Below are 26,400 nucleotides of genomic sequence, written 5' to 3'. Positions count from 1 at the left end.
CAAAAGAAGAAGGAACAGGTCTTGGCATGCTCATGGTTTACAGTACAATCAATAAAGTTAAAGGAATAATTGAAGTCGAAAGTGAAAAAGGCAAAGGGACAACATTTCTTATAACAATTCCTGCTTAAATCTAACTAAATAAATAGCCTTCTTAAATTACCTATAAAAATGTTAAAGTAAGCACTCCTGGTTACTTAATTTTTTTCGTGACTATAAACACTTAGGTTTATCTAAGTGTTTAGTGTTTTAGCTTTTATTTTTTTAATTTACACCCATGTTTTTTGAACTTATTGAACAAGGTGGCTTCGGTACTTTCCTTTAATTGGTCTTTTAGTTCTGTCCAAAATTTATTGTTTTTTCCATTTCTTTATTTGAAGGCATGCCAGTTTGCGCCCCCATTTTAGTCACCGATAAGGATGCTGCCAGAGTTGCAAATAAAGCAGCTTCTTTCAAATTATTTGATTTAGCATATGAGACAGCAAGGGCTCCGTTAAAGGTATCTCCCGCTCCCGTTGTATCGACGACATCAACTTGAATCGCAGGTACGGTCATTTTTTGGTTATCTAGTTGGAATTCGACCCCCTCTTCCCCTTTTGTCACGATACTTTTTGCTAAAATCATATCCCTTTCTTCATGGGTAGCTTCGACTAAAAATTGCTTAAATTCGTACTCATTAGGGGTGAGGAATGTGACGCTCTCAATTAATTTTTTAGGTAACTTTTGATAAGGTGCTGGATTTAAAATGACTGGAACTCCATGTTTATTTGCTATTTCCGTTGCTTTAACGACTGAATCTAATGGAATTTCCAATTGAAGTAGTAGCAGATCACTTTTTTTAATTTGTGATTCATGCCTTGTAACCCATTCAGGTGTTACTTCATGGTTAGCTCCTGGTACTACGATAATACGATTGTCATGACCAGAAATCGTTATAGAAGCGGTTCCGGTTTCTTTGTCCGTCGACATCTCTACGTATTCCTCATGAATATCTTCTTGGGATAGTAAATCTTTTAGTTGTTTGCCAAAAGAATCGTTCCCTACTTTTCCTAGCATAAAAACTTCGGCACCTAATCTCGCGGCGGCAACCGCTTGATTGGCTCCTTTACCACCGGGAAAGGTCGAAAATGACTGACCTGTGATGGTTTCTCCTTGTTGTGGAACACGTTCTGTAACGGTCACTAAATCCATGTTTAGACTTCCGATAACTGTGATGATAGGGTTCTTCATAGTTTTACCACCTTGATTTTTATAGTAACTTCTAAAGGAAAAGAAGGAACCATAGTTGGTCCCTTTCTTATTTCATTAACAAATTAGGTAAAAATAGAATGATTTGTGGGAATAAGGAAAAAATCACCAATAGAAATATATCGCTTTTATTACTTTACAAAACAACTTCAACTTTCTGCAATAGTTTCTGTATATAAAGGTGTGATTTTTTGATAATCAACTCCCGATCATTATCCATTGATGCTACATGATAAGAATTAGAAAGTGTAACAGCTTCTTTCTGATTTGAACCTATATGTTTTAAAATAAAATCTGTGTTCTCTGGAGGAACTACATGATCCTCAGCTGATTTGAAACATAGAATAGGATTTGTTATCTTTGGGATTATTCCAGGAGTATTCTTCAATAATGCTTGAAGTTCATGAATGGAAAGGATTGGTACCTTTTTATACGTTATTTCATGAACGCCTTTTAACTTAATATCTGGTGCTGTTTCCGAAATGTAAGAAGGACTTGTTTTTCCAATCCATTGGTCATAACTTGGCACGCTTAATGCTGCATTAATTAGGATTAAACCCTCAATATCCTGATATTTATTAGCCAACCAAAGCGCTAATGCACCACCCATTGATTGCCCAATAACAAAAATAGTTGGGCAGTGTTCTTTTAGAACCGTATATCCCTTCTCCAAATCAGTAAACCATTCGTTGGATGTGGATCTTTCCAAATCTTGATAATGTGTACCATGACCTTTTAGCCTTGGAGCAAGAACCGTATATCCTAATTCAGAAAATTTATCGCCTAAAAATCGGACACTTTGAGGAGTCCCCATAAACCCGTGTGTGATTAAGAGACCCACATTATTTCCTTTTAAAAAAAATGACTCTGCTCCATCAATGACAGGATAATTTTCTTTCATCACTCTTCCTCCTCGTAGGCTAAAGATCTATTTTAAAAAAACGAAGATATGAACTGTTTAGGGTAAAACGTTAGGGATATAATATAAACCCAGTTAACCAGTTGGTTTAATTGTATTATGTATAGAAGTAGCCTAACCTTTTAAGAATAAGGTTTGGTTCTCGTTTTCTCGGGTGGCTATTTTATATTACCAAATTATATATCTCATTATTCCGACCTGTCAACTCGAGTTTAAACTAAATGATCAGTATTAACCCTAATCTACTACCTGTTTGTACATTATGTAAAAGCAAGTCCTTTTAAATATGAAGATGGCAAATGCGAAATCTTTTTGATGATTATGAGGATGAATATTTATTCGAATAAGGGATCTTCATTATCGAAAACATGCACTTCCATTAAAAAACTTTTATAAGACCTAAAGGAAAGATCTTCAAAATGACTTGTCCTTTTTTTCAACAAGATAGAACAATTTACACTTTTATCATTTGAAGTATTAATGGTGCTCCTTTTGTAGGCACGTCTATTGTTTTCAACTTTATTACTCCACTCTCTACAACGTAGCTTTCTTTAGGTTGTAATACTCCGTTTAAAAAAAGATTCATGTATGATACCTTGCAAGGATCAAGTATTACTTGTTTCCCTAGCTCCTTTACTCCATCTTCCTCATTAAATATTCTGCTATATCCATCTGATATTGCATAAAATTCAAAAACTTTTACTTTCTTAGGTGAATGATTACGAATAATTCTAGGAGGTAAAGAAGGGATCGTTATAACTGGGGCTCCTAATTCCACTACATTATTTTCTATATTTTTCATTTTCTATTCACCTCTAAAATTAATTGCATATCCTTTACATTTTATAAATTAGTTTTCAGAATGTGCTTGACCAATTTATCATCTATGCTTTTTAAGTCTAAGCAACAAGTAATGAACTTACATAAAATGAATAAATAATAAAGGGGGGTATTAATTGGCACTTAAAATCATGAAACTTGCTATTACTGCGAATTCAACAGTCGATACAACTCCTACTGTTGAAAGGTTCTTTAATGAGCCAGCGTCGACTGTAGTAGGTGCTGGAACTTTAACAATAGCTGTCGGAGATTTCTTTACAGATACTGGAGCTGCCGCTACAACATTACCAGCTTTAGCAACTGATAACAGTTACTTTAACGTGTATGTAAATGGTGTCTTACAGATGGAAGATCTATTAGCCTATACTTCTGGTGGTACAGGTGTTGGGCAATTAGTTATTACTGTTCCTGCTGGATCAACGATTGAACAAAATTCTCCAGTAGTTCTAGTTGTTACAAACTTCACACCAACATCAGATACTACTATTGTTACTTAATACTTTTAATGACCTCTGAAGTAATTATTCAGGGGTTTTTCCTTTTAGTGGATCAATTTCAAAAGGAAAGTTCACCTTCTTATGTCGCTTTTTTCCGTCAAAGTTACATTATACTTCATGGGTTACAGTAATAGGTTTGGACATGGTTGAAAACGATATGGTAATGAACTTGGGTTTGTGTAGGGAGTGTGAAGCATAGAGGTTGATGGACTTTCATGTTAGGAGCATTTCGGTTTGATCGTCTTCCTTAATAATCCGTGTCTGAGGTTGTCCAACGGAGTGGAAATTGTATTTTGTGACAATTCCAGTTCTTTTGTTTAGTTGTACCGTTTATCCTTTAGGATAGATCGCAATACATGTCCGCTAGTTCTGCTAATGCATCTTCTCTATTTACAGCTGCGCAATATTCTTCTAGCTCTTCATAGCTTTTTTTCGTTAGTTCCTTTATGTATTGTTCATTCTCTAGCTTTTTTATTGAAAAATTTTCCTCTGTGAATTCTTCAATATTTTAGAGTAGTAGTTTAAGTATTTTTGAGCCGATCCAACCGGAAAATGTAATAGTTTTGTCGAATTATATTAACTACATATTAAGAAACTATTTACAAAACTTATTTTCGTGTTAATAGAACTATTTCTTTAGTCCTTATCCGAAATTAACCCTGTATAGATTGTTCTAGAAAACCGATTTTTTTAGGTGATATATACTACTACACACTTCTTTCTTCCTACAAAATAACTCTTAACATTAGAATTTTTTTGTTCTGTTAAAATTTATGTAGTAAGAATTTATTTCTATTATACTTATTATTTTTAGGAGGAACAGAACGTGAAAAGATCAGGAAAGAAATCTGTAGCAACAGTGTTGGTGGCATCTGCTCTTGTTATTAGTACAATCCCTTCATTTATCAGTATGGAAACAAAGGCATATGCCAATCAATCGGGTAACGTGCTGGTGACCGAAAATTTTGACGAGATAACAAACGGACAACTTCCTTCTGGGTGGAAATTAGTAGAAGGAAATGCCGAAACGAAGGAAGGTAAACTGTTACTCTCTTCTCCTTCGTCCTCAAGACCATCTAGAGTCATTTTACCCCTTGGAACTGATTCTGGAGATTATGTGTTTGAAGCTGATATGACATTTTTGTCAGCGGTTGATGATTCACGTTGGGCTTCATTAATGTACCGTATCCAATCTGAAAACTATCCTTATTATCAGTTCGCTATCCGAAGAGGAACAACGGCTATGAATGGACTAGAGTTTGCCATAAGGAACGCGAATAATCAATGGGTTGTTCCTGAGACGAATTTTTATCCTGAAAAATTTGAATTTAATAAAACATACAAAATTAAAGTTGTAACTAGTAAGAATCGTGTTCAGCATTTTGTAAATGGTAAATTGGTTATTGACACTGATTTGGCCAATCAGTGGATGAAAGGTGATGTTGGTTTCCAAGCAAACGGTGTAAATGTCCAATTTGATAATGTGAAAGTGACGACAACATCTGAGGCACTTCCTCCAATTGAGAACGGTGGTGCTTTCATTCCAGCTGAACCTGAAACAAATATCATCAATCCACCGACATTAATAGCTGATAGTTCTGTCACAGATACAACAGAACAGGTTTCATCTGTCGTGCTCCCTGTTCAAATGAATCAAGATGGGCAGTTAATCACTAACAATAAATTGCTAGGTGACGTATTAAAATCTATCAAAAATAATAGAATTCCGATCTTGAGGATTGAAGAATCTAGTCTTGTGGAAGCGATTATAGCAGAATTAAAAGAGACTCAGACCAATGATGTGCATTTCATCTCAAGCAATCCTTCCATTTTAAAAGAATTAAGAACGAATTATCCAACTGCACGAGGTGGGCTATTGTACAAGAAAAACTCACTAAATAAAAATGATTTAGAGATGTTTGCTCAAGAAATTCATAAACATAATGGAAAAGTAGCCATTATTCCTCAAAAAATATTAACACAAGACATTGTTCATTATTTGCATAGTCGAACGATTTCTGTTTGGGGTATTGGTGCTGATTCTGAGAATTCTGCCCATGATATGATTCACCTTGGCGTAGACGGTATTATTTCTAATGCACCAGAGTATTCAGCAAAAGCACTTAAAGAATACCCAGAAAACACGATCATACAAAGACCAATTGTTGCAGCTCACCGTGGAGTACCTTCGTTGGCTCCGGAAAATACAATGGCGAGCTATAGATTAGCTTATGATCTAGGTGCAGATATGATAGAAACGGACTTAAAAATAACGAAGGATGGTCACATCGTTATTATGCACGATGATACAGTAAATCGCACCACAGATGGAACAGGCCGAGTTCGTGATTTAACACTTGATGAAATTCGCGCTTTAGATGCAGGTATAAAATTCGGTCCGGAATTCAAGGGAGAAAAAGTACCTACCTTCAAGGAATTTTTACAGGATTTTAAAGGAAAAGAGATTGTATTGCTTGTTGAGTTAAAAGACACGGGAATCGAGGAGCAAGTGATAAAAGAAATCGAAGAAGAAAATATGGTCGATCAAGTGGTCTTACAAAGCTTTAATTTAGGCAGCATGACTAAGATGAACAAGCTGAAACCTGAAATTCCTGATGGTTACCTATTCTCAGCAGGTGTTCCTGGAACAGAAGCTGGCAAATTGAAAAATGCTCAAAAAATGTTAGATTATGGTACAAGTCAAAACGTCACACTTAATGCTAGCTATGGCAGTGCTTATCAAGAATTTAATACCTATATGCGCCAACGTGGAATGCTAAATATGCATTGGACCTTTAGAGATGAGGTAGCTTTTAGCGATAAATTGCAAGAAGGTATTATTGGACCAATTACAGACTACACGCAATGGTTAACTCACTCGCCTATTAATCTTGAAACACCAATTAAGAAGGTCAACTTGAATGTAGGAAAAACCTCGACTATACAAGCAAAAGCATTTGTTGATTATCGGGTTGATAAAAGAGAAAACATTGAAACAGAGCTTTACATCATTAATGATTCTGGTGTTGTAAGCGTGAATGGAAACACGATTGAAGCTTTAGAACCTGGAACAGCACAAGTATTCGTGAAACACACATTTACTATGTTAGATAAGGAATGGAATGTAGTGGCAGAGCCAATTGAAGTGACTGTTACAGAATAAAACAAATTCTGCTGGTTTCTACTTTTGGTAACCAGCAGGTTTTTTATAGTAGAAATTAATCCGAACACTATGTTTAAAATTATGTAACTAGCGGGTCATTGTTGATTTATTTTACAACCCCCTCAATCTTTGAAGAAAAAATATTTAATCAATATACTCTTATTCATAAGATCAATCAGGAAAGATATGTATCATCATAAAAGTAGAAAATAACTTGAAAGAAACTTTATTTATTAACCGTAGTTGGATAGCAGATTACAAAAGAATTCGAGTAATTGGAATGAAAGAATAAAGGCTGCGTTATTAGGTTTCTCTTGAATATCAATTCCAACTTCTTATAAATACCCTTCGCCATCTCTGACGAAGGGTACCTTTTTATGTCATCTTTTCAACCTATACTCTGCAAATCTTCTTCATAAAGTTGAACACAGTTTCTCCCATTTTTCTTTGCGCCATATAATGCCTGATCAGCTTGTCGCATCAGGTCCTCGATGGAATGAGTGTAATCACCATCTGTAAAGGAAGCACTTGAAATCCCAAAGCTTGCTGTTACACAGATTATCTTGTTGTTACTAAACGTAGTACTCTCGGAAACCTTCATTCGAATGGTATCGGCTAGCTCATATGCCTGGGCCAAGGGTGTTTTTGGCATACAGATAATGAATTCTTCTCCACCATAACGTCCGATCACGTCTGTTGATCGTAAGCTATTCTTTGCCACGCTTGCAATATGAGTTAAAACAGAATCGCCCGCTTCGTGTCCATATGTATCATTCACTTTTTTAAAATAATCAATATCAAACATGATGACAGAAACACTTCCGCCTTCCATCATCAGAACGTTAAACATATCTTCACTTTTCTTGATAAAAAAGGTTCGATTAAATACCTGTGTTAAGCCATCTATGCTTGCTAGCTGCTTTAACTTTTCCTGCATATACACTCTTTCCGTTACATCAACAAAGGTAATAATCTGTCCCTTATGACTACCGTTTTTATTCCGAAGTGACGAAAACCGGATATGATAGTGGATCATTGCTCCACCCATACTTAGCTCATAATCGCATTCCTGCTGCTCACTGATGATTTTAGCAAGTTGCTCCTTTCCAGCTAGCACATCTTCAATCGACTTCCCAATAACATGAGTAGATAACTTCGGGATAACATTCAGTACCGAATGATTGTAATCAACAATCGCACCATTTTGATTTAAAACAATAATACCCTCTGTCATGCGTTCAAACACGGTGTCCCTGGCAATCGGTGCTACATTGAACATTTGAAAAGTTAAAAGGGCCGCGCCGTGAAATAAAAAACAAATACTCATTGAAACAGGGCCAAGATCAATTCCATACGGACTAAGTCCATTTAAGTAAAAATGACTCGCAATAATAGGAATAATAAGTCCTGCTACCATCATCAAAATTTGGACACGAATCTAAATAAAGATTTTTTTAGCTGCATTAATAAGATAATGATACTCATCATTAAAGACAAAAATACAAAGATCGAATGAACGTAAAACCAAGGCCCACCTACTAGTTTCAAAACTGGAAATAGACTATCACTTCTTTATTAATCTCGTTGATTCTATTGTTATAGATACATTTCTTGTCCATTTAGTCCTTCTATTTGAGTATTGATTGTTTTACGGTTTATACAAGGTTTAGCTAGAGCAGGGGGAGTTTTGTATAATAGACTTTTTCTTTATTTCCAATCTTTCTATATTCAAATAAATTTACGCCTTTTTGTCCTTTTTAAATTTCCTCTCCATCAATTGTGCCATTTGTTGAGAATTCAAATCCTTTTCTTCATAGAGTTTATTAACGATGTTATGATAGTCCTCTTCATTACGATTTTGACTTAGTTTATTGGCAGCTTGAATTTCCTGTACTTTAATCTTAAATCCAACAATACCTTTTAATTGTTTTTCTAAAACTTCAGGAGAGAGCTTATCCCATAAAACTGGCTTCTTACGGTGTTTTTCGTATTTTTGCAGCAATATTATCAGCTCTTGTTTTAACTCTTCTTCGTTCAAAATGCTGGCTGTACCATATACATGTACAGCTTGATAGTTCCATGTCGGGACATTTTCCTCTTCATACCAGGAGGAAGAGATATAAGCGTGTGGTCCTTGGAACATAACCAATACATCTTCACAGGTTTCGAATGTTCTCCATTGAGGGTTCCCATAAGCCATATGCCCCGTTATATAGTAAGTATCTCCTTCTTTAATTAACTGCAATGGCAAATGAGTGGCAATTGGTTTCCCTTGTTCTGTTGTGACAATCGTACCAAAAGAGTTTTTTTGAACAAAATCCCAAATTTCATCAACATTTGTGACCTTAAAATATTTTGGAATATACATAATAATCCACCTTTTTAAAAAAAGTTATATGAGTGTTTTGGTCATTATAAAGTCTATTTGTTCTTCATCACCCATATAAAAAGAGTGGGCTCCAGTTTGAATAAACCCCATTTTCTTATAAAAAGCAATCGCATTTTCATTTTCTTCCCATACGCCTAGCCAGATTTTCTTTTTATTTCGTTCCATCGCAATTTCTATAGCTTTATTTAGCAGATATTTACCAAGCCCGTGTTTTTGAAATTTGTTCTTTATATAAATCCTCTCGATTTCAAGGGAGTCATCACCCATTTCTTCAGACTGAGCATCATCGGTATTGACCTTTAAATGTCCAGCGACTTCATTATTAAAATAAACAAAAAAGAATTGCGAAGAAATATTGGATAATTCTTTTTCTAATTGTTTTAAGTTAAATGCCCTTTCCAAATAGGCATTCATATTTTCGAGTGAATTCTGATGCTTAAATGTCTCATTAAATGTTTCATAACTAATTTCTTGAAGTTTGCGTGAATCTTCAAGGGTACACTTTTTTATTTTTATAGTCATTTAAATATGTCGCTCCTTTATATAATCAATAATTTCTCTTGTTTCCCTTTTTTACAAATTCCCAGTCTTTTTCTATATTTTTTCTTACTCTTTGAAGAAGATTGAAAATGGTTTCTGCTTCCCTTTCGGAAAATCCCTCTAATGCAACGGTATCGGAATAATCATTTTCTCTTTTTATAAAAGGATAAACATTTTTCCCTATCTCTGTTGGAAAGAGCTTCTTTATTTTTTTGTTATATTGATCGTCTTTCTTTTCAATAAAACCTTTCATTTCAAGCTTTTTTATAGCACGAGCTGCTGTTGTTCGGTCTACTTTTATCATCTCAGCTAGCTTTTCTTGAATGATTCCTGGGTTTTCACATATTCGGACAAGGTACAAATACTGCCCTTTTGTAAGGTCATATTCCTTAAACTCTATATTGCTTATTGAATCTAATGCCCTGGCAATCATTCCAATTTCACGAAGAATTTCCTTCATAAATAACTCCTTAGTACATATTTTTTGTTGCAAATGCAATAAAAATGGCATATATTAAATTTAATTTATCTTTGTTGCATTTGCAACAAAAAATTATGGATAAAGAGGTCGAGTAAAGTGAAATATTTTTCAAATGATCTTTAATCAGCATTATTACTCTTTCTGTTTCCTCTACAATCTGGCCCTAAACATGAAAAAGAGCACAATTCTTGCTGCAGAATTGCGCCCGATTCTTGAATAACTAAAAAATGACTAAGTACACGATCTTTTCTAACAACGTAAGGTGACCCCGAGAATGTAGCTATTCTACTTTGCAGGTAATAGGTTTGCTGCTCCCCCCTTCTAGAAAAAATATTTTTATGACTGATTTGACGCTCACCTTTGTGTAAGTACCTGTACTAAAAGTGCATACTTACATATTTGCAGTGTGCACTTTATAATCAAGATATAAATAATACTTTAGGAGGACAAATCTTTTGAAAACTCTTGTTATCGTAACACATCCCAGCATAGAAACATCCGTCATTAATAAGCGATGGGTAGAAGAACTGAAAAAATATCCGGAAAATTTTACTGTTCACGAATTGACTAAAGTTTACCCTGATGGAAACATAGACGTGAAAAAAGAACAAAAATTGGTTGAATCACATGGTAATCTTGTTTTGCAGTTCCCTATATATTGGTTTAATTGTCCGCCTCTCCTTAAAAAATGGTTTGACGATGTTTTAGCTTATGGATGGGCTTATGGTTCAAATGGTGGAGATAAATTAAAGAATCGTAAAGTTGCTTTAGGTGTATCTGCAGGAATCAAAAAAGAGGATTATAGTAAAAACGGAAGATATCGGTATACACTTGAACAACTATTAGTTCCATTTGAAACGACTTTCCTGTATTGCAATGCAGATTATCGTTCGTTCTTTGTGTTTTATGGCAAAGAAAATGAGCCGGGTGGAAACGAAGAAGAAGAAAATGAGTCGGGTGCAAGCGAATTGGAAAAAAGCGCTCTGGATTATTTGAATTTTGTTGACAACCTGTAATAGGCAGCTTAATTAAAGCTATAAAAAAGAAGTATTTTTATTGAGGAAATACTTCTTTTGATTTAAACAAAATAGCTATGCCTACCTCTGTACATCCTCCAGAGCTGGCAAACGGTTTTTCTCTCCCCACTCGCACATCATATTTAACAATGGAACGAGAGAAAGACCACGGTCAGATAATGAATATTCAACTTTTGGAGGTACTTGGGGAAATTCCTTGCGTGTGATAAGGCCATCTGCCTCAAGCTCTTTTAACATGATACTTAGTGTTTTAAAAGAAATGATGCCGATACTTCGCTTCAGCTCATTATGCCTCATAACCTTATTTTCAGACAGCCAATATATAATGATCATTTTATATTTACCGCCTACTAAGGACAACGTATATCCAAAGCCAGTGTCTTTTCGTTCAACGCCAGTCGGAACACAGGTTTTGCGCATAAGTTACACTCTCCTTTAGGTAAGTATATGAAATAGGCATCCCTTACAATAGATCATTATGCAATCTTATTGCAAAGGATGTAAAGTAAAATCGCTATAAAATTTTGCTATATCTTTAATTCGAGTAAATTTTAACAAAACAACCCTTAGATTGACTGTTAAAAACTTCTTCTTTATTCAATTAAATGGCCCGATTGTTGAAGATCACTTTTCTATTGCATAGTATCGTTGTACTACGCAATAAATAGATATGTTGTTCTTCCTCGAGCTTAATCGGCATTAACTTCTAAAATAAAAAGACGCGTTATGAGATAAATGCGCCCGATTGTGGAAGAAATCCTTCGGCTAAAATAGCGTTCAGATATTTAAAATATATGTAAAATAATTTTAGTTTAAATTATTTATGATATGATTTACCGACCGTAAATAAGTAAGGGTGATCTCTTGGAGATATGTTTCAATATTAACAGGATATGAACTACAACGATTGGCTTGACATTGAATTCCAGCACGACAATCGCACAGGGAGAGATAAATTTGTATAATCATAATACTTATGTTCTTAATTTAAACGCCGGTCGTTACCATTTGAATAGTGTAAATAAGTTCTAAGAGTCTACGTGACTAAGTGATCTGAGTATGAGAAGTCCATCCGTCATATATCATTTAATACAGTAAAACCAACTTCAGTAATTGCTACTAGTGTTTATTTTTGGGTATGTTGAACTTTATTTCCTATTAGTTGATGCAATTTATAATTAGCTTGAATTTCTTCAAACAATGTTCAAATTCCTTCCCGAATTATACTAATTGGTAGGTTATTCAAAAGGATGTCTCAACTTCAGTTATTTTACAGTTATCGGAGTGAAGACATCTATTCCTTTCCATAATGCTATGAACAAGGATGTAGCCTATCCCCGACTTTTCGTTGCATTTCGAAAACTAACGATTGTAAATTGATCGACTCTATTAATTTCGTTGTATAATCACTTCTATCCGTATGATTCCATTCCACTGCTTTAAAAAAGTCAACTTGTTGTCCATCTTTTAGTACTAAAATGACATCACAAAAATCCAGCACTAATGATATATCATGTGACACAAAGATGATTGCCAACTGCTTTTCAGCGACAATTTTCTTTAATAAATTAATAATCCTTGTTTGGTTCATCATATCAAGACCGGTTACCGGCTCATCGCAAAGCAGGATCTCCGGCCTGGCAAGTAAGGAACGTGCAATGCAGACCCTTTGAGCTTGTCCGCCACTTAGAGTTCTACCTTTACGGTTTAAAATGTCCTTTTTCAAATTTACTTCTTCTAATATAGTCCCTACTTGCTGTTCTCTCTCTTTTTTAGTAAGGGAAAAGAAGTTACATAACGGTTCTTCCAACACTTGGCGAACTGTTTGTTGGGGATCAAGGGATGAAATCGAATCTTGAAAAACTAATTGCACTTTCCTATTCAACCATTTCCTGTCTTTTACTTTTGCCCGAACTGGTCGCTCCTGCAAAAGAACCTCTCCTCTTTCAATAGGGTGAAAGCCTGCCAAAATTCGTGTCAACGTACTTTTCCCACTGCCGGACTCCCCTACGATCCCCAGTTTTTGTCCCATCTCCAGTGTAAAAGAGATATCCTGCAACACCGACTTTTTCTTATTCTTATAGGATGCGGAAATATTTTTCACTTTTAATAGCAAGGTTCATCTCTCCCATAATTCTTTTGTATAAGAACTTTTCGGAGCGTTTTTAACGGCTGCAAGCGGTCCAGACTCCACAATCTTCCCTCTTTCCATCACGACTACATGATCCGCAATTTGACTGACCAACCTCAGATCATGTGTGATAAACAAAATAGACATACTGTACCTTTTCTTCAACTCCAATAATTGCTTAATGATTAGTTGCTGATTTATCGTATCGAGACCGGTCGTCGCCTCATCAGCAATGAGCAGGCGTGGCCGTTCTAACAGGGCCATTGCAATCATCACGCGCTGATTCATACCGCCGCTTAACTGGCAGGGGTATGAATTTGCAATCTGATACGGGTCGGCGAAATTCATTTCATGCAATTGTTGCATTATGCGGTTGTTGATTTCCTCTTTATCCTTTACACCCTTACTCTTCAGCATTTGTGTCATCTGTGACCTTATTTTAAAAAACGGATGAAGGGCTTGTGAAGGATTCTGATAGATAAGAGCCATTTCTTTGCTTCGTATCGTCTGCCACTTTTTTTCCGCTAATTCAATTAAATTAGACTGTTTCCCTTCTAGATGAACCGATCCAGAAATTCCCCACTTTCTCTTATCAAGAAGTCCCATTATCGCTCGTGACGTAATGGACTTTCCGCTACCGGATTCTCCAACCAAACAAAATACCTCTTCTTTATGTAGTTGAAAAGTAACTCCATCAATGAGCCTATTTCCTCTTAAATCAATGGAAAGATTACTAACGTCCAGCAATACCTGGTTATTCACGTGGTTTCAATCCCTTTCCGATAAAATAAAAAAGCATAACAAAAACAGTTATCGCTGTCGCAGGAAAGATCGTAATCCAAGGAGCAATCTGCAAATAGCTTTTTCCATCAAGCATCATACTTCCCCATTCCGGTATGGGAGGCTGTGCTCCCAAACCGAGAAATGAAAGGCTCGACATCATTAAGATAATTGTGCCCATATCCAAAAAGAAAAGCTCCCGGATAAGGGGCATAGTATTGGGAAGCAAATGGCGGTAAATCGTTTTGGCCCCAAAAGATCCGCTTAATTGCGCGGCAAGCATATATGGTTCATTCCGTATCGTAATGCCAACACCCCGTACAATCCTTGCATATTGCACCCACCAAGAAATCATAACCGCAAGAAAAGTATTGATAAGGCCTGGACCAAGCAATCCCGTAATCGCAACAGCAAGTAGTAGATTCGGAACTGAACTGAACGAATCCATCACAGCGGTTATTACTGTATCTGCCTTTCCTCCTAAATGGCTACTTATAAGACCGAAGAAAGAACCGATGAAAGTAGAAACTATTAAGACAAGGAATGGAAACATCAGTGTATACGGAGCACCAAATACTAGCCTGGTCATGACATCCCTTCCCAGATGATCTGTTCCGAACCAGTGAAATGAACTTGGCTTTTGAAGCTTTTCAGCAACGTTCACCTGATAAGGATCATAGGGAGTCACTAAAATCCCGATAATGATAGCAATGATCAATAACGCACAACAAATTGCAGGAAAGGCCCATCGCGATTTTTTTATACTAATCATTTTCTACCCCTAACCCCTTCCTCGGATCCGTCAAGTACAATAACAAGTCGATAATCAAGTAGAGAACCATCGTAAAAAATGCCATAATTAGGGTAAAGCCAATAATTACTGAGTAATCTCTTACCGAAATCGACTTCATAATATAACTTCCAAGTCCAGGCAAGGCAAAGATTGTCTCCGTAACAATAATCGCACCCCAAAGCATACCGATACTGGACGCAATAATCGTTAACATCCCGTGGATACTAGGTCGAAGTAGTGTTTTTCCATATAAACTGATTTTTTTAATCCCTCTAGCTCTTGTAGCTTCAAAATACAGACTTCCCATTACTTCACCAAAGATTTGACGGAACAATGGGATGAACGTAGCTACCAAAGAGAAACTAATTGTGACAATTGGCAAAATGAAATGGAACCAGGAATCATTCCCAAACACCGGTAAAACCCTCGCGTAGATTGCAAAAATCAGCACAAGAAGTAATCCGATAAAATAAGTAGGGAGTGACGAAAGGAAAATCGCAATATTTCGAACACCCTTATCCCATTTGCTTTCACTGTAAAGAGCCGCAAAGAAGGCAATGAACATTCCAATAGATATAGAAATGAATAGGGAGATCACGGCCAGAAGAAGAGAATTCCCGATACGGGATCTAATTTCATCCAAAACGGGAAGCCCAGATTGATAGGATGTCCCAAAATCTAGCCTTGCCATATTCATTCCCCAATCCATATATTGCTGAAACAAGGATGCATCAAGTCCTAAGTCCCTCTTTAAATCAGCAAGCTCTTCCTCGCTTACCGCCCCTCCACGTTGTAAAAGGATCACCATTTCAGGTGATCCCGGAATTGCGCGTACAAGAAAAAATAAGAAAATGCTAAGTAAAAGCATGGTCAGAAAAATAACCGGTAATTTCCTAACAATAATACTCCACATTCGTTATTCTTCATTCTTAAGCTTATTCCAACGTACAGGGTCATCACTAATGGGTCCCCAAACGAAACCTTTCAGACCATCATTGTGAACGACGATATCATTTGGATAGAAAAGTGGTACCGTTACTGCATTATCGTTCATGTATGACAGCACTGTATTGTAGGTAGCTTGACGTTCTTCTTGACTAAGCGCTTTTGCCGCATTCATAATTTGAGCTGATAATGTTTTATCTGTGTAGGCAATACCTTTCCCATTTTCGTTTATTGAAAAGAGTGAATCAAGAAATCCTTGAGGATTAAGGCCGTCTGCGTACGATCTATAGATTAATAAATCATAATCCTGTTCTCCCCATAAGTTATCGTAATAGGCTGTGGATTCCATGCTATCAAGCGTTATTTCAATGCCGGCCTCTTTCAAATCGCTTTGAATCGTTTCAGCTATTTGTTTCCACTCTGGAAATTCTTCTGTTTGCAAAGCCAGTTTCAGTTTTAACTTTTTACCGTCCTCGCCATAACCGGATTCTTTCAACAATTCCTTTGCCTTATCCAAATCATAGGCGTATCCCGGACTATTTACGTCATTTACAAAAGGAACCGTTTCAGCAAATAGTCCCTTCGCTGCATATCCATTTTTGTCCAATAAATTGTTAGCAAGGTTCTCTTTATCGACCGCGAAGTTTAATGCCTGCCTTACTTTCACATTTTGCAACGGCTCCCTTTGGTTGTTAATCACAAGGAAATAACTCATTGTCCCCGGTCTGGATTCCACTTTGAAGCGATCATCCTCTTTGAATGTCAGTAATGCTTGATAAGGGATTCGGCTCATCTCTGCCCCAGCCAACTGAATACTTCCTTCTTGCAGTGCCAGTGAACGGGTCTCGGGATCGGCAATCACCTTCCAAACCATTTTTCCAATTTCAGCCTTCTCATTCCAATAATGTTTATTTGGTATAAACGTTGTTTCTTTATCTTTTACATACCCATCGATTTGCCACGGGCCTGTTCCGATTGCTTTCACAAATTTCCCATCAGGATCCCCAGCTGGTTCCACAGCGTTCGGACTCATCACACGTAAAGGGCGTGCTGCTGTCAATTCATTTAAAATAAAAGCACTCGGCTCTGAAAAAGTGAGTTTTATCGTATATTCATCCACCTTATCAGCCTTTTCGAGTGTGGAGGCCGTTTTCAACCAATCATACTCTTTTTTTCCTTTCCATCGATTGATCGAAAACAGTACGGCATCACTATCCATTTTTGAACCATCCGAAAATTTAACGTCATCGCGTAAATGGAAGATATACGTTTTACCATCCTCGGAAATATCCCAAGATGTAGCGAGTGCAGGCTTTATGTCCCCTTTTTCTCCATATTCCACTAAAGGCTCATAGACTGCCGTATATGTAGACATTGCTCCGTCATAAGAAGCGGCGTCCAACTTATCAGCCCCACTGTCCCTCGTTATCGCAACTTGAATTGTATCCCTTACTTCTTTGGATTCTTTGGCCTTATTTTTCTTGTCTTCAGTACATCCTGCTAAAAATAATAAAGTAATAGCAAACAAAACAAATAGGATGCTTTTGTTCTTCATTCTGTGTCCTCCTCAAATAATTGCAAATCGTAATCAATACGTTTATTATAATAGTTGTCATGATGAAGATGTCAACTATTATTTAAAAAGGAGTTTGCTCTATGAATGAAGTAAAGCATCGAATATATTGGGATAAAAGTGCTAAAATATATGATGGAATTATTCAAGAAGAACTAAACGGCTTTAAAAAAGAGGCTTGGGAAAAAATTTTACAAGCCCGTATTGCCGAAGATAGACCTCTCCAAATTTTAGATGTCGGCACTGGACCAGGTTTTTTCACGATAATATTATCACAAATGGGGCATCATGTGACAGCTTTGGATTTTTCAGAAGATATGATATCTTCAGCGAAAAAAAATGCCGATTCAGCGGGTGTGAAACCACAATTTATCCATGTCACTAGCGATACTTCCTTTAACCCGGAAAACACTTTCGACATTATCATCTCCCGCAATGTAACATGGACTTTGCATCAGCCAGAGAAAGTCTACTCTGACTGGTACAGATGGTTGAAGAAGGATGGAAAGTTGATAATTTTCGATGCAAATTGGAATATTTCACTTGCTAATAAAATACACGGTGAAATTTATCAAAGGGACATCAAAAAAGCGATACAGCTTGGATTTCCACAATACGATGAAGAAGAGCTTTTCAGCGAAGGTGATGAGATCGCTAAGCATTTGCCACTGACATTTGCAATGCGTCCGGAGTGGGATCGTGCCATTCTATTTCAATTAGGCTTCCACAACATACAAATAGAGCAAGACTTTGACGATCTGATTTATTCGAAAGCAGAAAAAATCGCGTATCGATCCATTCCTTCTTTCTCTATAGTTGGCACCAAATAATTCCTACTTATCGCAGTAGGTGGTGATTTGATAATCCCATAACCATCTATAATCCTATTCTTACCGTTGTACTTTTTGAAAAGTAGCCTACCGTTAGAATTCAAAGGAAATAAAAAAACTGTCTAAGATGTAAAACGTACCCTTTGTAAAGGACATTTTTAAAAAAGTCTAAGATGTTTTAAGGAGATGCTCTCTGTATTGAATAGGGGTTATAAGAATTTCTCCCAATTTACCGATTAACATCATTCTTATCAACAACTTTTTCATTCACTGCGGTTAGTTTTATGCTCTTAGGTTTTTGTTAATGCTCAGTAGGAACACTTTTTAAAATTAAACGCAAAATACGATCCAATTTATTTAGCATTCAATCAATTTAGTGAGAAATGGAAGTTTATTTTTTGGATAATAATCAATCCCTCACATGCATGAAATTATATCCTGTATATGATGGGCTGATTAATTATTAAGATATTCAACAATCTGGCCCGATTGTTGAAAACCTACCACTGATAAAAAGCTCTTTAATTTAAAGAACATCCTTTCATAAACGAAATTATTTGTTGCGCAGTATTTAGTCTACTACGTAATATAAGAGTTACTCCACAATCTGGCCCGATTGCGGAATAGAATGACTAGAGCTTTTAAACGAAATAGCTTAATGATTGGACGTAAATAATGAAGAAACCCAGCTAATCTTTTCATGTGAAGGTAGCTGGGTTTTAAAGTTGGATGTGCAAAATAACACTTAAAATAAGTGCAAATTATCGGTCAAAGTTACACCTTGTGATGTTTGCCGCTTTTTCTTCTGTATTGCTAATTAATCGACAGGGCTTTGATTGGTTTCCTTGGAGAAAAACAAAGTGAAGAATACTTCTCCTTTTTAAACACCTTCATCTATTTATACTATAAATTGACAAATACCATCCTAAATTACGTACTGTCGGAAACTTGTAACAAGTGGTGTCAAAGCGAATACGCTTATCTTCTAAACCGACTAAGGCCTGCGTTCAAGTCTTTAGTTTGCTGATAGACCTTTTTATACAAAGAGTACAATTCTTTATATTTCTCTACATTTTCTTTATTTGGTTCATAGGTTTTGACTGGCTGGACAAATAAATCCGAGCACTCTTTCAGGGAGGAATACCATCCGCATCCGTAAGCGGCAAGCATAGCTGCTCCTACCCCAGGGCCCTGTTCGCTTGAAAGCTTCTGGATATTGGCGTTGAATATATCCGCTTGAATCTGCAGCCATGTCTCGTTCTTGGCTCCTCCGCCTATCGAGATAATCGTATCAATGTTTTTTCCGCTTTCCCTAAAGATTTCAATTGACTCATTTAGCGAAAACGTAATTCCCTCAATAACCGATCTGACAAAATCAATCCTTTTATGAGAAGCGTCCATGCCGATAAAGCTGCCTCTTATGACAGAATCTGCATGCGGGGTCCTTTCGCCAGCTATGTATGGAGTAAATAAAATGCCGTTTGCACCTACTGGAACATTCTCCAGTCCATTTAACATCTCTTCAAATCCTTCTCCCTCGGCAAATACAGATCTATACCAGCTTAGACTGTAGCCTGCCGCAAGGGTTACACCCATTATATAAAACGAATCTTCCTTGCCATGATTAAAATAATGGACCTTCCCTTGAAAATCAAGATCCCGGATGTTCTCATATGTAAGAACAACCCCGGATGTTCCAATACTGCATAATGTTTTTCCTTCTTCCAGAATCCCCGTGCCGATTGCCCCGCATGCATTATCAGCCCCTCCAGCAAATACCTTCGTAGCTTCATTTAATCCCGTTTGGCTGGCGATATCTGGTGTAATTCTCCCAACCAGCTGATGCGACTCTACTAAAGGCGGGCAAAGATTGAGATCCACTCCCACTGCCTCGCAAACTTCACTGCTCCATTTTTTCTCAGCTACATTCAGGAGAAGCGTACCAGCTGCATCCGAATAATCACTGTGAACCTCGCCGGTCTGCCGATAGCGCAGGTAGTCTTTCGGCAATAAAAAGATAGTTGCATTTTGAAAAAGGTCAGGTTCATGTTCCTTAACCCATAACAGTTTAGGAAGAGTAAAGCCTTCCAGGGCAGGATTTTTGGTGATGGCCAGCAGCCGGTCTTCCCCTACTAGGTCATAGATGTCACGACATTGTTTTGTTGTCCGGGTATCATTCCATAAAATCGCGTTGCGCAGAACCTGATGTCCTTGTCCAATAAAACAAGGCCATGCATTTGGCCTGAAAAACTGACTCCCTCGATATCTTCTGGGGAGCCATTAAAACCAGACATTAATTCTCTCAGTGCTTCAATGGTTTTAGTTACCCAATCTTCCGGGTTTTGTTCGCTATAGCCCGATTTTTCCTGTAGCAGCTGGTAAGGCTTTGAAACTTCCCCTGAAACCTCTCCCTGCTGGTTAATTAATAAAACCTTTACAGCACTTGTCCCTAATCAATACCAATTACATAGTTCATGTTTCCATCCTCTCCACTCCCAATTTTTTCTGTAATAAATGAAAATGTGCTGGAAACCTAATCCCAGCACTTAGTAATCACCATAATTTCACTTCGGAATCAAGTGACCTAGGCCATAATATGATGAGAAAAGGGCAAGTTCACCAGCACAATTTTGCTTTTAGACACCGAGTTTGATTGGAATATAAATATCCAGTTTACAGTTTTCAGAATATGGATTGGGATACTTCTTAGTATTGACAACCTCTAACCATGGACCATCACTCATAGAGTGATGGTCAGAATTCAGGAGTAATTCTTCTGAAATTTTGGAATAGGTATTATGTAAAGTAGAAACTGATCCGTAGTGACGGTATCGTATGTAAGTATAAGTTGGGAATGTATGGGTACTCACTCCATCTGGAATGCTTTCCCTGGCTAGAATCTCTACACCAGCAATATAAGTACATTCACCCATACAAATACCTGTAAGTGTATGTTCATTTAAGTATCTGTTTATTTCTTGTTTTCCCCTCTGAATAATTCCCCAAAATGAAGAGATGACTCCAGTGTCTTTTGGTTGTTGATATATTCTATTATTCGAGAGTTCAATGATCGAAAAATCTTTCTTAATTACAATTTCACCTTCCATGCTCCCACCTCAATTAATATTCTAATAGTATTGTTTTGCAGCGACTTGCTTGAACAAACCGAGCAACTCATTTCCAACTAGAAACAGAGTCTTGAATGAAATGCTGCATAGTGATGGCTATACAGGTATACTTCAAATCCCGACCCTTATAAGTGGGAATCATTGGAACTGTATTCTTGCTCTTAAGATATGGATTATTTTCATTTTACTATTTTATGAGAAACTCTGTTATATTCATCCAAACCGACCTAAATCATGGCCTAAATATAACAGAGATACAACACTATTTAATACTTGAAATCAGATAAGGCTTGTTCTCTATCACTAATGGAGCGATAAGAATTATCTAAACCCGTTTTAGTAAGAAGAAGAAACAAAGTATCGATTACAGCAATAGCTGGAATTCTAGTGAAACTAAATTCACTAAAGAAAAGTTTCTCTTTGGTAACAGTGTTCAATTGAAAATCAGCTTTTTTGGAGAGTGCTGATTTCATATGACTTGTTATACAAATGGTTTTTGCCTTCCTAATTTTAGCAATTTCAAAAATATCAAGTAACAATTTTGATTCTCCAGAATCAGATATCCCAATGACAACATCATTCTCAGTTAGTGAATGAGCCATTGAAATTTGCATTTCTGGCGTTGTATTTACAATCGACCTAACTCCAATTTGGCTAAACTTGTATGCACCATCAAGTGCAACTGGAATTGAGTTTCCTGCAGCAACAAAATGAACGAGATTAGCATTACTAATTAACTCCATGGACTTCTTAACAGTTTGTTCATCAAGAAAAGAAGCAGTTTGCTTCAACTCCTCTATCTTATAAGCAAAAATATTGTTTATAGATTCCTCAAAGTTATCTAAGTTAATAGTCGGAGAAGGAGTCTTCTCTGAACTATTAATATCCCTTGCCAAAGCAATCTTAAAATGATGGAACCCCCTCAAACCAATTCTTTTGCAAAATCTAACAATAGTAGCTTCACTAACATAACATTGCTCTGAAAGCTCAGCTACACTCATATCAATAACATTTAAATATTCCTTTATTACATAATCTGCTACTTTTTTTTCTGCATCATGTAAAGTAGGATAAAGGCTATGCAGAGTGTTTAATATATTATTTTCCTTAACGTTAGACATACCAAGCTCCTTTCTTTTAGCAGATTCCTGTATTTAAAATAATTGATTCCATTGATTTGAAATTAAGTACTTCACTAGCCTCTAGTTAAATGAATAGTGAAGTTTTTATTTAGCATTTCCACAAATAGATCTATGTTAAAAGCTTTCGTGAAATAAAATTTTATAAAAGACAATCATACATATTTAACTATAGCTCTTTTATGGAAAACCTCAAAACATCTGCTAGCTATCTCGCTAAAAAAATAACGCACTTGTATCTCTTAGCAGCTAGGTAACGGTGTCTTGCTAAGATACATCAGATTTAGACATGTTTAAGTAAGGATCCATCAACTCGATCTACATACTATCGTACAATGATTTTGTTCACGAATCAGAGAACCTACCAGAACTGTTGTACTAAGCGAATTCAACTTACTATTTGGGAAGTCTATCTATACGGGTATCTGTAAAGATATCTGATGCATCATCACTGTTAGAAGAAAATTCAGATACAATCGCTCCTTCTTCTCCCGCCTGAAACCAGTGAAGGGTATCCGGTTCAATTGTATATTGTTCACCAGCTCGCAGGACAATCTCCTTATATGCTGTATAATATTGAAGGTCATCTTCTGGGGGATAAACTTTTGGAAGTTCCGTTTTCTCCCCCTCTACATATAGATAAACTTCTCCTGTTCGACAGCGAAATGTTTCTTGTTTGCCTCGATCTCCGTTTGCTCGATTGGGGTGCTTGTGTTCGGGACAAGTCTGACCTGGAAACAGTACCAATTCTTTAGCGCAATACCGATCTGTGTTTACATAGGTAATAAGCTGGAGACCTACTTGCTCAAGTCTGCCTAATCCAAAATCAGCGACTTCGATACTACTTTTCTCTTTTTCCGTTAGGACGATATTTGCTTGTTTCAGATAATGAGCTGTTTTTTCTCTAAAAGATTGAACGACTTCTTTAGTTTGCAATATATTGTCACTCCATTCTAAATTTTGACTCGGAAATAGCTTACTAATCTACCAATAACCTATTTTTATTTTACCCAGTTTCTACTTTTGATTAATGGAGCTTCAGCTAATAATCCAGCTGTAAATGTATCACCCAGCCCTATTGTGCTAACTGTTTCCCCCACAAAGCTAGGATTTATGATGATATCTTTTCTATTTTCTGTTAATGATCTAAGTCTCTGTCCTCTTTCATTACTTCTAGAACCAGTCGTTATTTTTTTAATGTCCTGTAGATTGCATATCCTCCCTTTCGTTGCTCTTGAAAAGGCTAATTTATTACCATTACAAAGCGCCTGATCCCAATTTAGTACATTATTCCCCAGTGACATGACTAAAGAAAATTGTTTTGTATGGAGAATAAGGTTGGAAATATCTATTAATCGATACCCCACTTCTATTTTTGATAGGAGATCCTCATCAGTTAAACTTAGTAAATCCTCCTTAATTCCAAGTAACTCTCTGAATTCATCTTCATTTAATCCAACACTATCAACATACGAACGAAGTGTTTTTATTATTTTCCACTGTTCTTCTAATGACCATATTGAAGCTAATTCCATATGAATATTCGGCTTATCCTCTCCTAATGACTCTAAAAATGCAATCGTATTTTTTAAGAATGTATCTATATCTGTACTGGTATCAAACGAATTGAACCCTGATACCAATAACCAGTTTACCTTTACATCCTTTTCTCTCAATTTTTGGACAAATGATGAAGCTATAATATCTGGTGTAAACTCATTTAACTTTCTAAATATAAGCCGGTTTGATCGTCCCAGACTTGAGTATTCTAAAATATAATGCTTTGGAATAGATCCCTGCTTATCAAAGGTAAGAAATAGTTTTTCATCGTCGTACGTTACAAGTTTACGAATCTCATTCGACATAATCGGAATATTAACAATCGTGTTATACCCTGCAAAACTAGCAGCGCTAGCAGCTTGTAATCCAGTACCCCCTATCCCCAGTTTCCACTCAAGCCTTCTCTCAAGGCTGTTTAAAATTGATTCATCTGTTACGATATATTCAGCACCGGTGCCATTTTTCATGTTCCAACAAACTGCTGTGCAAAATTCCTCCCATGTATTAATAATTGAGGGTGGTTCTGTTTTATCTGATACTTTGATCTCATCATAGAATTGTTCGTTTACATTGCCTATTAAGTCTATATTTGCTGTTAAACCGAAAGCAATATAACTCATCCCTTAACCGCTCCCCCTGTAATTCCTTTAGTCAATTTCTTCTCAAACACAAGTACAAGTAGGATTAAAGGTAACGTGACGAGTATTGAGGTAGCCGCCATATCCCCCCAAGGAACAAAGAATGCTTGTGGCATCATTGCAAAACCAACTGGAATCGTTTGAGCTTCTACATTATTTGTAAAAGTGAGAGCAAATAAAAACTCATTCCAAGAAGCAATAAAGACTAATAACCCAGCGGTTACCAAACCTGGAGCAATTAACGGAAGGCAAATTTGCCAATAGGTCCTAAAATAGCCGCATCCGTCAACAAATGCTGCCTCCTCAAGTTCACTAGGTAAATTTTTGAAAAAACCATACAATATCCATACGCTCAATGGCAGTCCAAACAACATATACGATAAAATTAACCCCGTATGTGTGTTATATAACCCTAATTGTTGAATTAAATTATAAAGTGGAGTGACAACGGAAATCTGTGGAAACATCGATGTAGAAAGAAATAATGCTAAAATGATTCCTTTTCCTTTAATAGGCATTCTAGCTAAGCCATAAGCTGCTAAACTTCCAATGAATAAACATAGTAAGGTAACCCCAATGGCTACGATCGTACTATTTAAAACATATTTGTAGAATTGTGTATTTTCAAAGATTCGTAGATAGTGGATCCAGGTAATTTCACTCGGAAGGATAGGTGGTATCGATGAAATATCTTTATCTAGCTTAAAAGAGGTAATAATCTGCCATATAAATGGCATGACTTGAAAGGCGACAATACCGCAAGCAAGTAGTATGACTAGACATTGTTTAGTAGATCCTTTCAATCTATTTACCTCCTTCAATTTTTTCGTATGATTTTTTTAGAACAAATAGCATAAACATGGCTAATGCTAAAACGGAAATTGCCATTAAAGAGGACATGGCAGCACCATAGCTCACTTGCGCAGAAGAGAAGGTAGCTTTGTATGCATACGATGATAGTACTTCAGTTGAATTAGCAGGGCCTCCGCCGGTTAAGACAAAGATCAGATCAAACACTCTAAATGCGTCTAGTGCTCGTAATAAAATAGCCATAATAATCGTTGGTATTAATAGAGGTAATGTAATGTAACAAAACTTCTTAAATCTTGATGCACCATCGATATCAGCCGCTTCATAAAGACTATCAGGTATAACTTGTAAACCTGCTAGAATAATAAGAGCCATAAACGGTGTTGTCTTCCATACGTCTGAAAAGATTGCAGCAAACATGGCAGTAGATGTTTCTCCGAGCCAGTTAACATTCATGTCAATAATCCCTAATTTCATTAACAGGTAATTTAAAATTCCATATTCTGAATTATAGATCCACTGCCACATTTGTGCTGAAATGACAGTAGGAATTGCCCAGGGAATTAACACACAAGCTCTAACTATGCCTCTTCCTGCAAACTTTAAGTTAAGTAATATAGCAATCAACAGTCCCAATAGAGTTTCTGCTAAAACCGAAACAATCGTAAACATCCACGTATTTGTATAAGCAACTTTAAACCATATATCACTAAAGAGCTGCTGATAGTTAGCAATTCCTACGAAGTTTGTTTCTTGTTTTGTAAAAGATGCATCAAAGAAACTTAAATAGATTGTGTAAAGTAAAGGATAAATTCCTACTATGATCAGAATGAGAAGGGAAGGTAACAAAAAAAGATATCCAGCTATCATTGCCTTACTCTTATTTGTCCGACGAACAGGTTTTATGATGGAATAGGGTGTTGCCGTTTTGTTAGCAATGGTTTTTTCCATATCTACTCACC

The 26,400-nt window shown here is 36.5% G+C and carries 24 protein-coding genes and 1 pseudogene; 5 read left to right on the top strand and 20 right to left on the bottom strand.

What is annotated here, in order from left to right:
* Positions 1 to 128: ATP-binding protein (locus ACFFIX_RS10525; protein WP_378933587.1), on the top strand; the 128-nt coding region annotated here is incomplete at its 5' end.
* A 202-nt stretch (positions 129 to 330) separates the two neighbouring features.
* Here ACFFIX_RS10525 and rbsK read toward each other — a convergent pair.
* The 3 genes from rbsK to ACFFIX_RS10510 form a co-directional block, all read right to left on the bottom strand.
* Positions 331 to 1,227 (bottom strand): ribokinase, encoded by an 897-nt coding sequence (rbsK, locus tag ACFFIX_RS10520; RefSeq protein ID WP_378933577.1) that lies wholly within the window; start codon positions 1,225 to 1,227, stop codon positions 331 to 333.
* Positions 1,228 to 1,381: 154 nt separating this feature from the next.
* Complete coding sequence (locus ACFFIX_RS10515; protein WP_378933575.1) at positions 1,382 to 2,146, bottom strand: alpha/beta hydrolase; 765 nt, start codon at positions 2,144 to 2,146, stop codon at positions 1,382 to 1,384.
* A 472-nt stretch (positions 2,147 to 2,618) separates the two neighbouring features.
* Positions 2,619 to 2,966 (bottom strand): DUF4183 domain-containing protein, encoded by a 348-nt coding sequence (locus ACFFIX_RS10510; RefSeq protein WP_378933573.1) that lies wholly within the window; start codon positions 2,964 to 2,966, stop codon positions 2,619 to 2,621.
* A gap of 154 nt (positions 2,967 to 3,120) precedes the next feature.
* On the opposite strand from ACFFIX_RS10510, the gene ACFFIX_RS10505 reads away from it, so the two are divergent.
* Both ACFFIX_RS10505 and ACFFIX_RS10500 read left to right on the top strand, forming a co-directional pair.
* Entirely contained in the window at positions 3,121 to 3,501 is a 381-nt protein-coding gene (locus ACFFIX_RS10505) for a DUF4183 domain-containing protein (RefSeq protein WP_378933571.1), read from the top strand.
* An 826-nt stretch (positions 3,502 to 4,327) separates the two neighbouring features.
* Positions 4,328 to 6,664, top strand: coding sequence for a glycerophosphodiester phosphodiesterase family protein (locus tag ACFFIX_RS10500; protein WP_378933568.1), 2,337 nt, complete (start codon positions 4,328 to 4,330; stop codon positions 6,662 to 6,664).
* Positions 6,665 to 7,052: 388 nt separating this feature from the next.
* Here ACFFIX_RS10500 and ACFFIX_RS10495 read toward each other — a convergent pair whose 3' ends face one another.
* The 4 genes from ACFFIX_RS10495 to ACFFIX_RS10480 all read right to left on the bottom strand — a co-directional run bounded on the left by ACFFIX_RS10495 (position 7,053) and on the right by ACFFIX_RS10480 (position 10,053).
* On the bottom strand, positions 7,053 to 8,087 hold the full coding sequence (locus ACFFIX_RS10495) for a histidine kinase N-terminal 7TM domain-containing diguanylate cyclase (RefSeq protein WP_378933566.1): 1,035 nt from the start codon (positions 8,085 to 8,087) through the stop codon (positions 7,053 to 7,055).
* 315 nt (positions 8,088 to 8,402) lie between these two features.
* Positions 8,403 to 9,032 carry an FMN-binding negative transcriptional regulator gene (locus tag ACFFIX_RS10490; RefSeq protein WP_378933564.1) on the bottom strand — a complete coding sequence of 210 codons (630 nt, stop codon included), beginning with the start codon at positions 9,030 to 9,032 and terminating at the stop codon, positions 8,403 to 8,405.
* A 24-nt stretch (positions 9,033 to 9,056) separates the two neighbouring features.
* A complete protein-coding gene (paiA, locus tag ACFFIX_RS10485) occupies positions 9,057 to 9,575 on the bottom strand; it encodes a spermidine/spermine N(1)-acetyltransferase (protein WP_378933562.1) in 519 nt (172 codons plus the stop codon).
* Between the two features lie 25 nt (positions 9,576 to 9,600).
* The gene (locus ACFFIX_RS10480; protein WP_378933560.1) at positions 9,601 to 10,053 is read right to left on the bottom strand and encodes a MarR family winged helix-turn-helix transcriptional regulator; all 453 of its coding nucleotides are present in this window, start codon (positions 10,051 to 10,053) and stop codon (positions 9,601 to 9,603) included.
* Positions 10,054 to 10,529: 476 nt separating this feature from the next.
* On the opposite strand from ACFFIX_RS10480, the gene ACFFIX_RS10475 reads away from it, so the two are divergent.
* Positions 10,530 to 11,090, top strand: coding sequence for an NAD(P)H-dependent oxidoreductase (locus ACFFIX_RS10475; RefSeq protein ID WP_378933557.1), 561 nt, complete (start codon positions 10,530 to 10,532; stop codon positions 11,088 to 11,090).
* Positions 11,091 to 11,171: 81 nt separating this feature from the next.
* Here the strand turns inward: ACFFIX_RS10475 and ACFFIX_RS10470 are convergent, their stop codons facing one another.
* From ACFFIX_RS10470 to ACFFIX_RS10445, 6 genes are all read right to left on the bottom strand, one after another.
* Positions 11,172 to 11,531, bottom strand: coding sequence for a winged helix-turn-helix transcriptional regulator (locus tag ACFFIX_RS10470; protein WP_378933554.1), 360 nt, complete (start codon positions 11,529 to 11,531; stop codon positions 11,172 to 11,174).
* Between the two features lie 892 nt (positions 11,532 to 12,423).
* On the bottom strand, positions 12,424 to 13,215 hold the full coding sequence (locus tag ACFFIX_RS10465; protein ID WP_378933551.1) for an ABC transporter ATP-binding protein: 792 nt from the start codon (positions 13,213 to 13,215) through the stop codon (positions 12,424 to 12,426).
* Positions 13,216 to 13,230: 15 nt separating this feature from the next.
* Positions 13,231 to 14,004, bottom strand: a complete 774-nt coding sequence (locus ACFFIX_RS10460; protein WP_378933548.1) for an ABC transporter ATP-binding protein — start codon at positions 14,002 to 14,004, stop codon at positions 13,231 to 13,233.
* Positions 13,997 to 14,794 (bottom strand): ABC transporter permease, encoded by a 798-nt coding sequence (locus tag ACFFIX_RS10455; protein ID WP_378933545.1) that lies wholly within the window; start codon positions 14,792 to 14,794, stop codon positions 13,997 to 13,999. Before ACFFIX_RS10455 ends, ACFFIX_RS10460 begins: the two co-directional genes overlap by 8 nt.
* Complete coding sequence (locus ACFFIX_RS10450) at positions 14,787 to 15,728, bottom strand: ABC transporter permease (RefSeq protein WP_378933542.1); 942 nt, start codon at positions 15,726 to 15,728, stop codon at positions 14,787 to 14,789. The genes ACFFIX_RS10455 and ACFFIX_RS10450 overlap by 8 nt, the downstream gene beginning before the upstream one ends.
* 3 nt (positions 15,729 to 15,731) lie before the next feature.
* Entirely contained in the window at positions 15,732 to 17,315 is a 1,584-nt protein-coding gene (locus ACFFIX_RS10445) for an ABC transporter substrate-binding protein (RefSeq protein ID WP_378933540.1), read from the bottom strand.
* Positions 17,316 to 17,416: 101 nt separating this feature from the next.
* Between ACFFIX_RS10445 and ACFFIX_RS10440 the strand changes: the two genes are divergently transcribed.
* On the top strand, positions 17,417 to 18,163 hold the full coding sequence (locus ACFFIX_RS10440) for a class I SAM-dependent methyltransferase (protein WP_378933537.1): 747 nt from the start codon (positions 17,417 to 17,419) through the stop codon (positions 18,161 to 18,163).
* Positions 18,164 to 19,141: 978 nt separating this feature from the next.
* On the opposite strand, the pseudogene xylB reads toward ACFFIX_RS10440, so the two are convergent.
* The 7 genes and pseudogenes from xylB to ACFFIX_RS10405 form a co-directional block, all read right to left on the bottom strand.
* Positions 19,142 to 20,639: pseudogene (gene xylB, locus ACFFIX_RS10435) on the bottom strand (xylulokinase).
* 160 nt (positions 20,640 to 20,799) lie between these two features.
* Positions 20,800 to 21,270: a GyrI-like domain-containing protein gene (locus ACFFIX_RS10430; protein WP_378933534.1), complete on the bottom strand. Its 471-nt coding sequence runs from the start codon at positions 21,268 to 21,270 to the stop codon at positions 20,800 to 20,802.
* A gap of 287 nt (positions 21,271 to 21,557) precedes the next feature.
* A complete protein-coding gene (locus tag ACFFIX_RS10425) occupies positions 21,558 to 22,412 on the bottom strand; it encodes a MurR/RpiR family transcriptional regulator (RefSeq protein WP_378933532.1) in 855 nt (284 codons plus the stop codon).
* Between the two features lie 414 nt (positions 22,413 to 22,826).
* A complete protein-coding gene (locus ACFFIX_RS10420; RefSeq protein ID WP_378933530.1) occupies positions 22,827 to 23,366 on the bottom strand; it encodes a D-lyxose/D-mannose family sugar isomerase in 540 nt (179 codons plus the stop codon).
* A 65-nt stretch (positions 23,367 to 23,431) separates the two neighbouring features.
* Positions 23,432 to 24,610: an ADP-dependent glucokinase/phosphofructokinase gene (locus ACFFIX_RS10415; protein WP_378933528.1), complete on the bottom strand. Its 1,179-nt coding sequence runs from the start codon at positions 24,608 to 24,610 to the stop codon at positions 23,432 to 23,434.
* The gene (locus tag ACFFIX_RS10410; protein ID WP_378933525.1) at positions 24,607 to 25,431 is read right to left on the bottom strand and encodes a carbohydrate ABC transporter permease; all 825 of its coding nucleotides are present in this window, start codon (positions 25,429 to 25,431) and stop codon (positions 24,607 to 24,609) included. The genes ACFFIX_RS10415 and ACFFIX_RS10410 overlap by 4 nt, the downstream gene beginning before the upstream one ends.
* Position 25,432: 1 nt before the next feature.
* Positions 25,433 to 26,389, bottom strand: a complete 957-nt coding sequence (locus tag ACFFIX_RS10405) for a carbohydrate ABC transporter permease (protein ID WP_378933522.1) — start codon at positions 26,387 to 26,389, stop codon at positions 25,433 to 25,435.
* Positions 26,390 to 26,400 lie beyond the last annotated feature (11 nt).

The sequence above is a fragment of the Metabacillus herbersteinensis genome (assembly GCF_042433335.1).
GTDB classification, from domain to species: domain Bacteria; phylum Bacillota; class Bacilli; order Bacillales; family Bacillaceae; genus Metabacillus; species Metabacillus herbersteinensis.
This window is presented reverse-complemented; position numbering and strand designations above follow the sequence as displayed.

What these genes read in the sequence shown, in the direction of transcription:
- ACFFIX_RS10430 (WP_378933534.1), bottom strand. Translation starts at nt 21,270, where the DNA reads ATGGAAGGTGAAATTGTAATTAAGAAAGATTTTTCGATCATTGAACTC.
- ACFFIX_RS10490 (WP_378933564.1), bottom strand. Translation starts at nt 9,032, where the DNA reads ATGTATATTCCAAAATATTTTAAGGTCACAAATGTTGATGAAATTTGG.
- ACFFIX_RS10415 (WP_378933528.1), bottom strand. Translation starts at nt 24,610, where the DNA reads ATGAGTTATATTGCTTTCGGTTTAACAGCAAATATAGACTTAATAGGC.
- ACFFIX_RS10450 (WP_378933542.1), bottom strand. Translation starts at nt 15,728, where the DNA reads ATGTGGAGTATTATTGTTAGGAAATTACCGGTTATTTTTCTGACCATG.
- ACFFIX_RS10440 (WP_378933537.1), top strand. Translation starts at nt 17,417, where the DNA reads ATGAATGAAGTAAAGCATCGAATATATTGGGATAAAAGTGCTAAAATA.
- rbsK (WP_378933577.1), bottom strand. Translation starts at nt 1,227, where the DNA reads ATGAAGAACCCTATCATCACAGTTATCGGAAGTCTAAACATGGATTTA.
- ACFFIX_RS10510 (WP_378933573.1), bottom strand. Translation starts at nt 2,966, where the DNA reads ATGAAAAATATAGAAAATAATGTAGTGGAATTAGGAGCCCCAGTTATA.
- ACFFIX_RS10445 (WP_378933540.1), bottom strand. Translation starts at nt 17,315, where the DNA reads ATGAAGAACAAAAGCATCCTATTTGTTTTGTTTGCTATTACTTTATTA.
- ACFFIX_RS10480 (WP_378933560.1), bottom strand. Translation starts at nt 10,053, where the DNA reads ATGAAGGAAATTCTTCGTGAAATTGGAATGATTGCCAGGGCATTAGAT.
- ACFFIX_RS10470 (WP_378933554.1), bottom strand. Translation starts at nt 11,531, where the DNA reads ATGCGCAAAACCTGTGTTCCGACTGGCGTTGAACGAAAAGACACTGGC.
- ACFFIX_RS10515 (WP_378933575.1), bottom strand. Translation starts at nt 2,146, where the DNA reads ATGAAAGAAAATTATCCTGTCATTGATGGAGCAGAGTCATTTTTTTTA.
- ACFFIX_RS10425 (WP_378933532.1), bottom strand. Translation starts at nt 22,412, where the DNA reads ATGTCTAACGTTAAGGAAAATAATATATTAAACACTCTGCATAGCCTT.
- ACFFIX_RS10455 (WP_378933545.1), bottom strand. Translation starts at nt 14,794, where the DNA reads ATGATTAGTATAAAAAAATCGCGATGGGCCTTTCCTGCAATTTGTTGT.
- paiA (WP_378933562.1), bottom strand. Translation starts at nt 9,575, where the DNA reads ATGACTATAAAAATAAAAAAGTGTACCCTTGAAGATTCACGCAAACTT.
- ACFFIX_RS10405 (WP_378933522.1), bottom strand. Translation starts at nt 26,389, where the DNA reads ATGGAAAAAACCATTGCTAACAAAACGGCAACACCCTATTCCATCATA.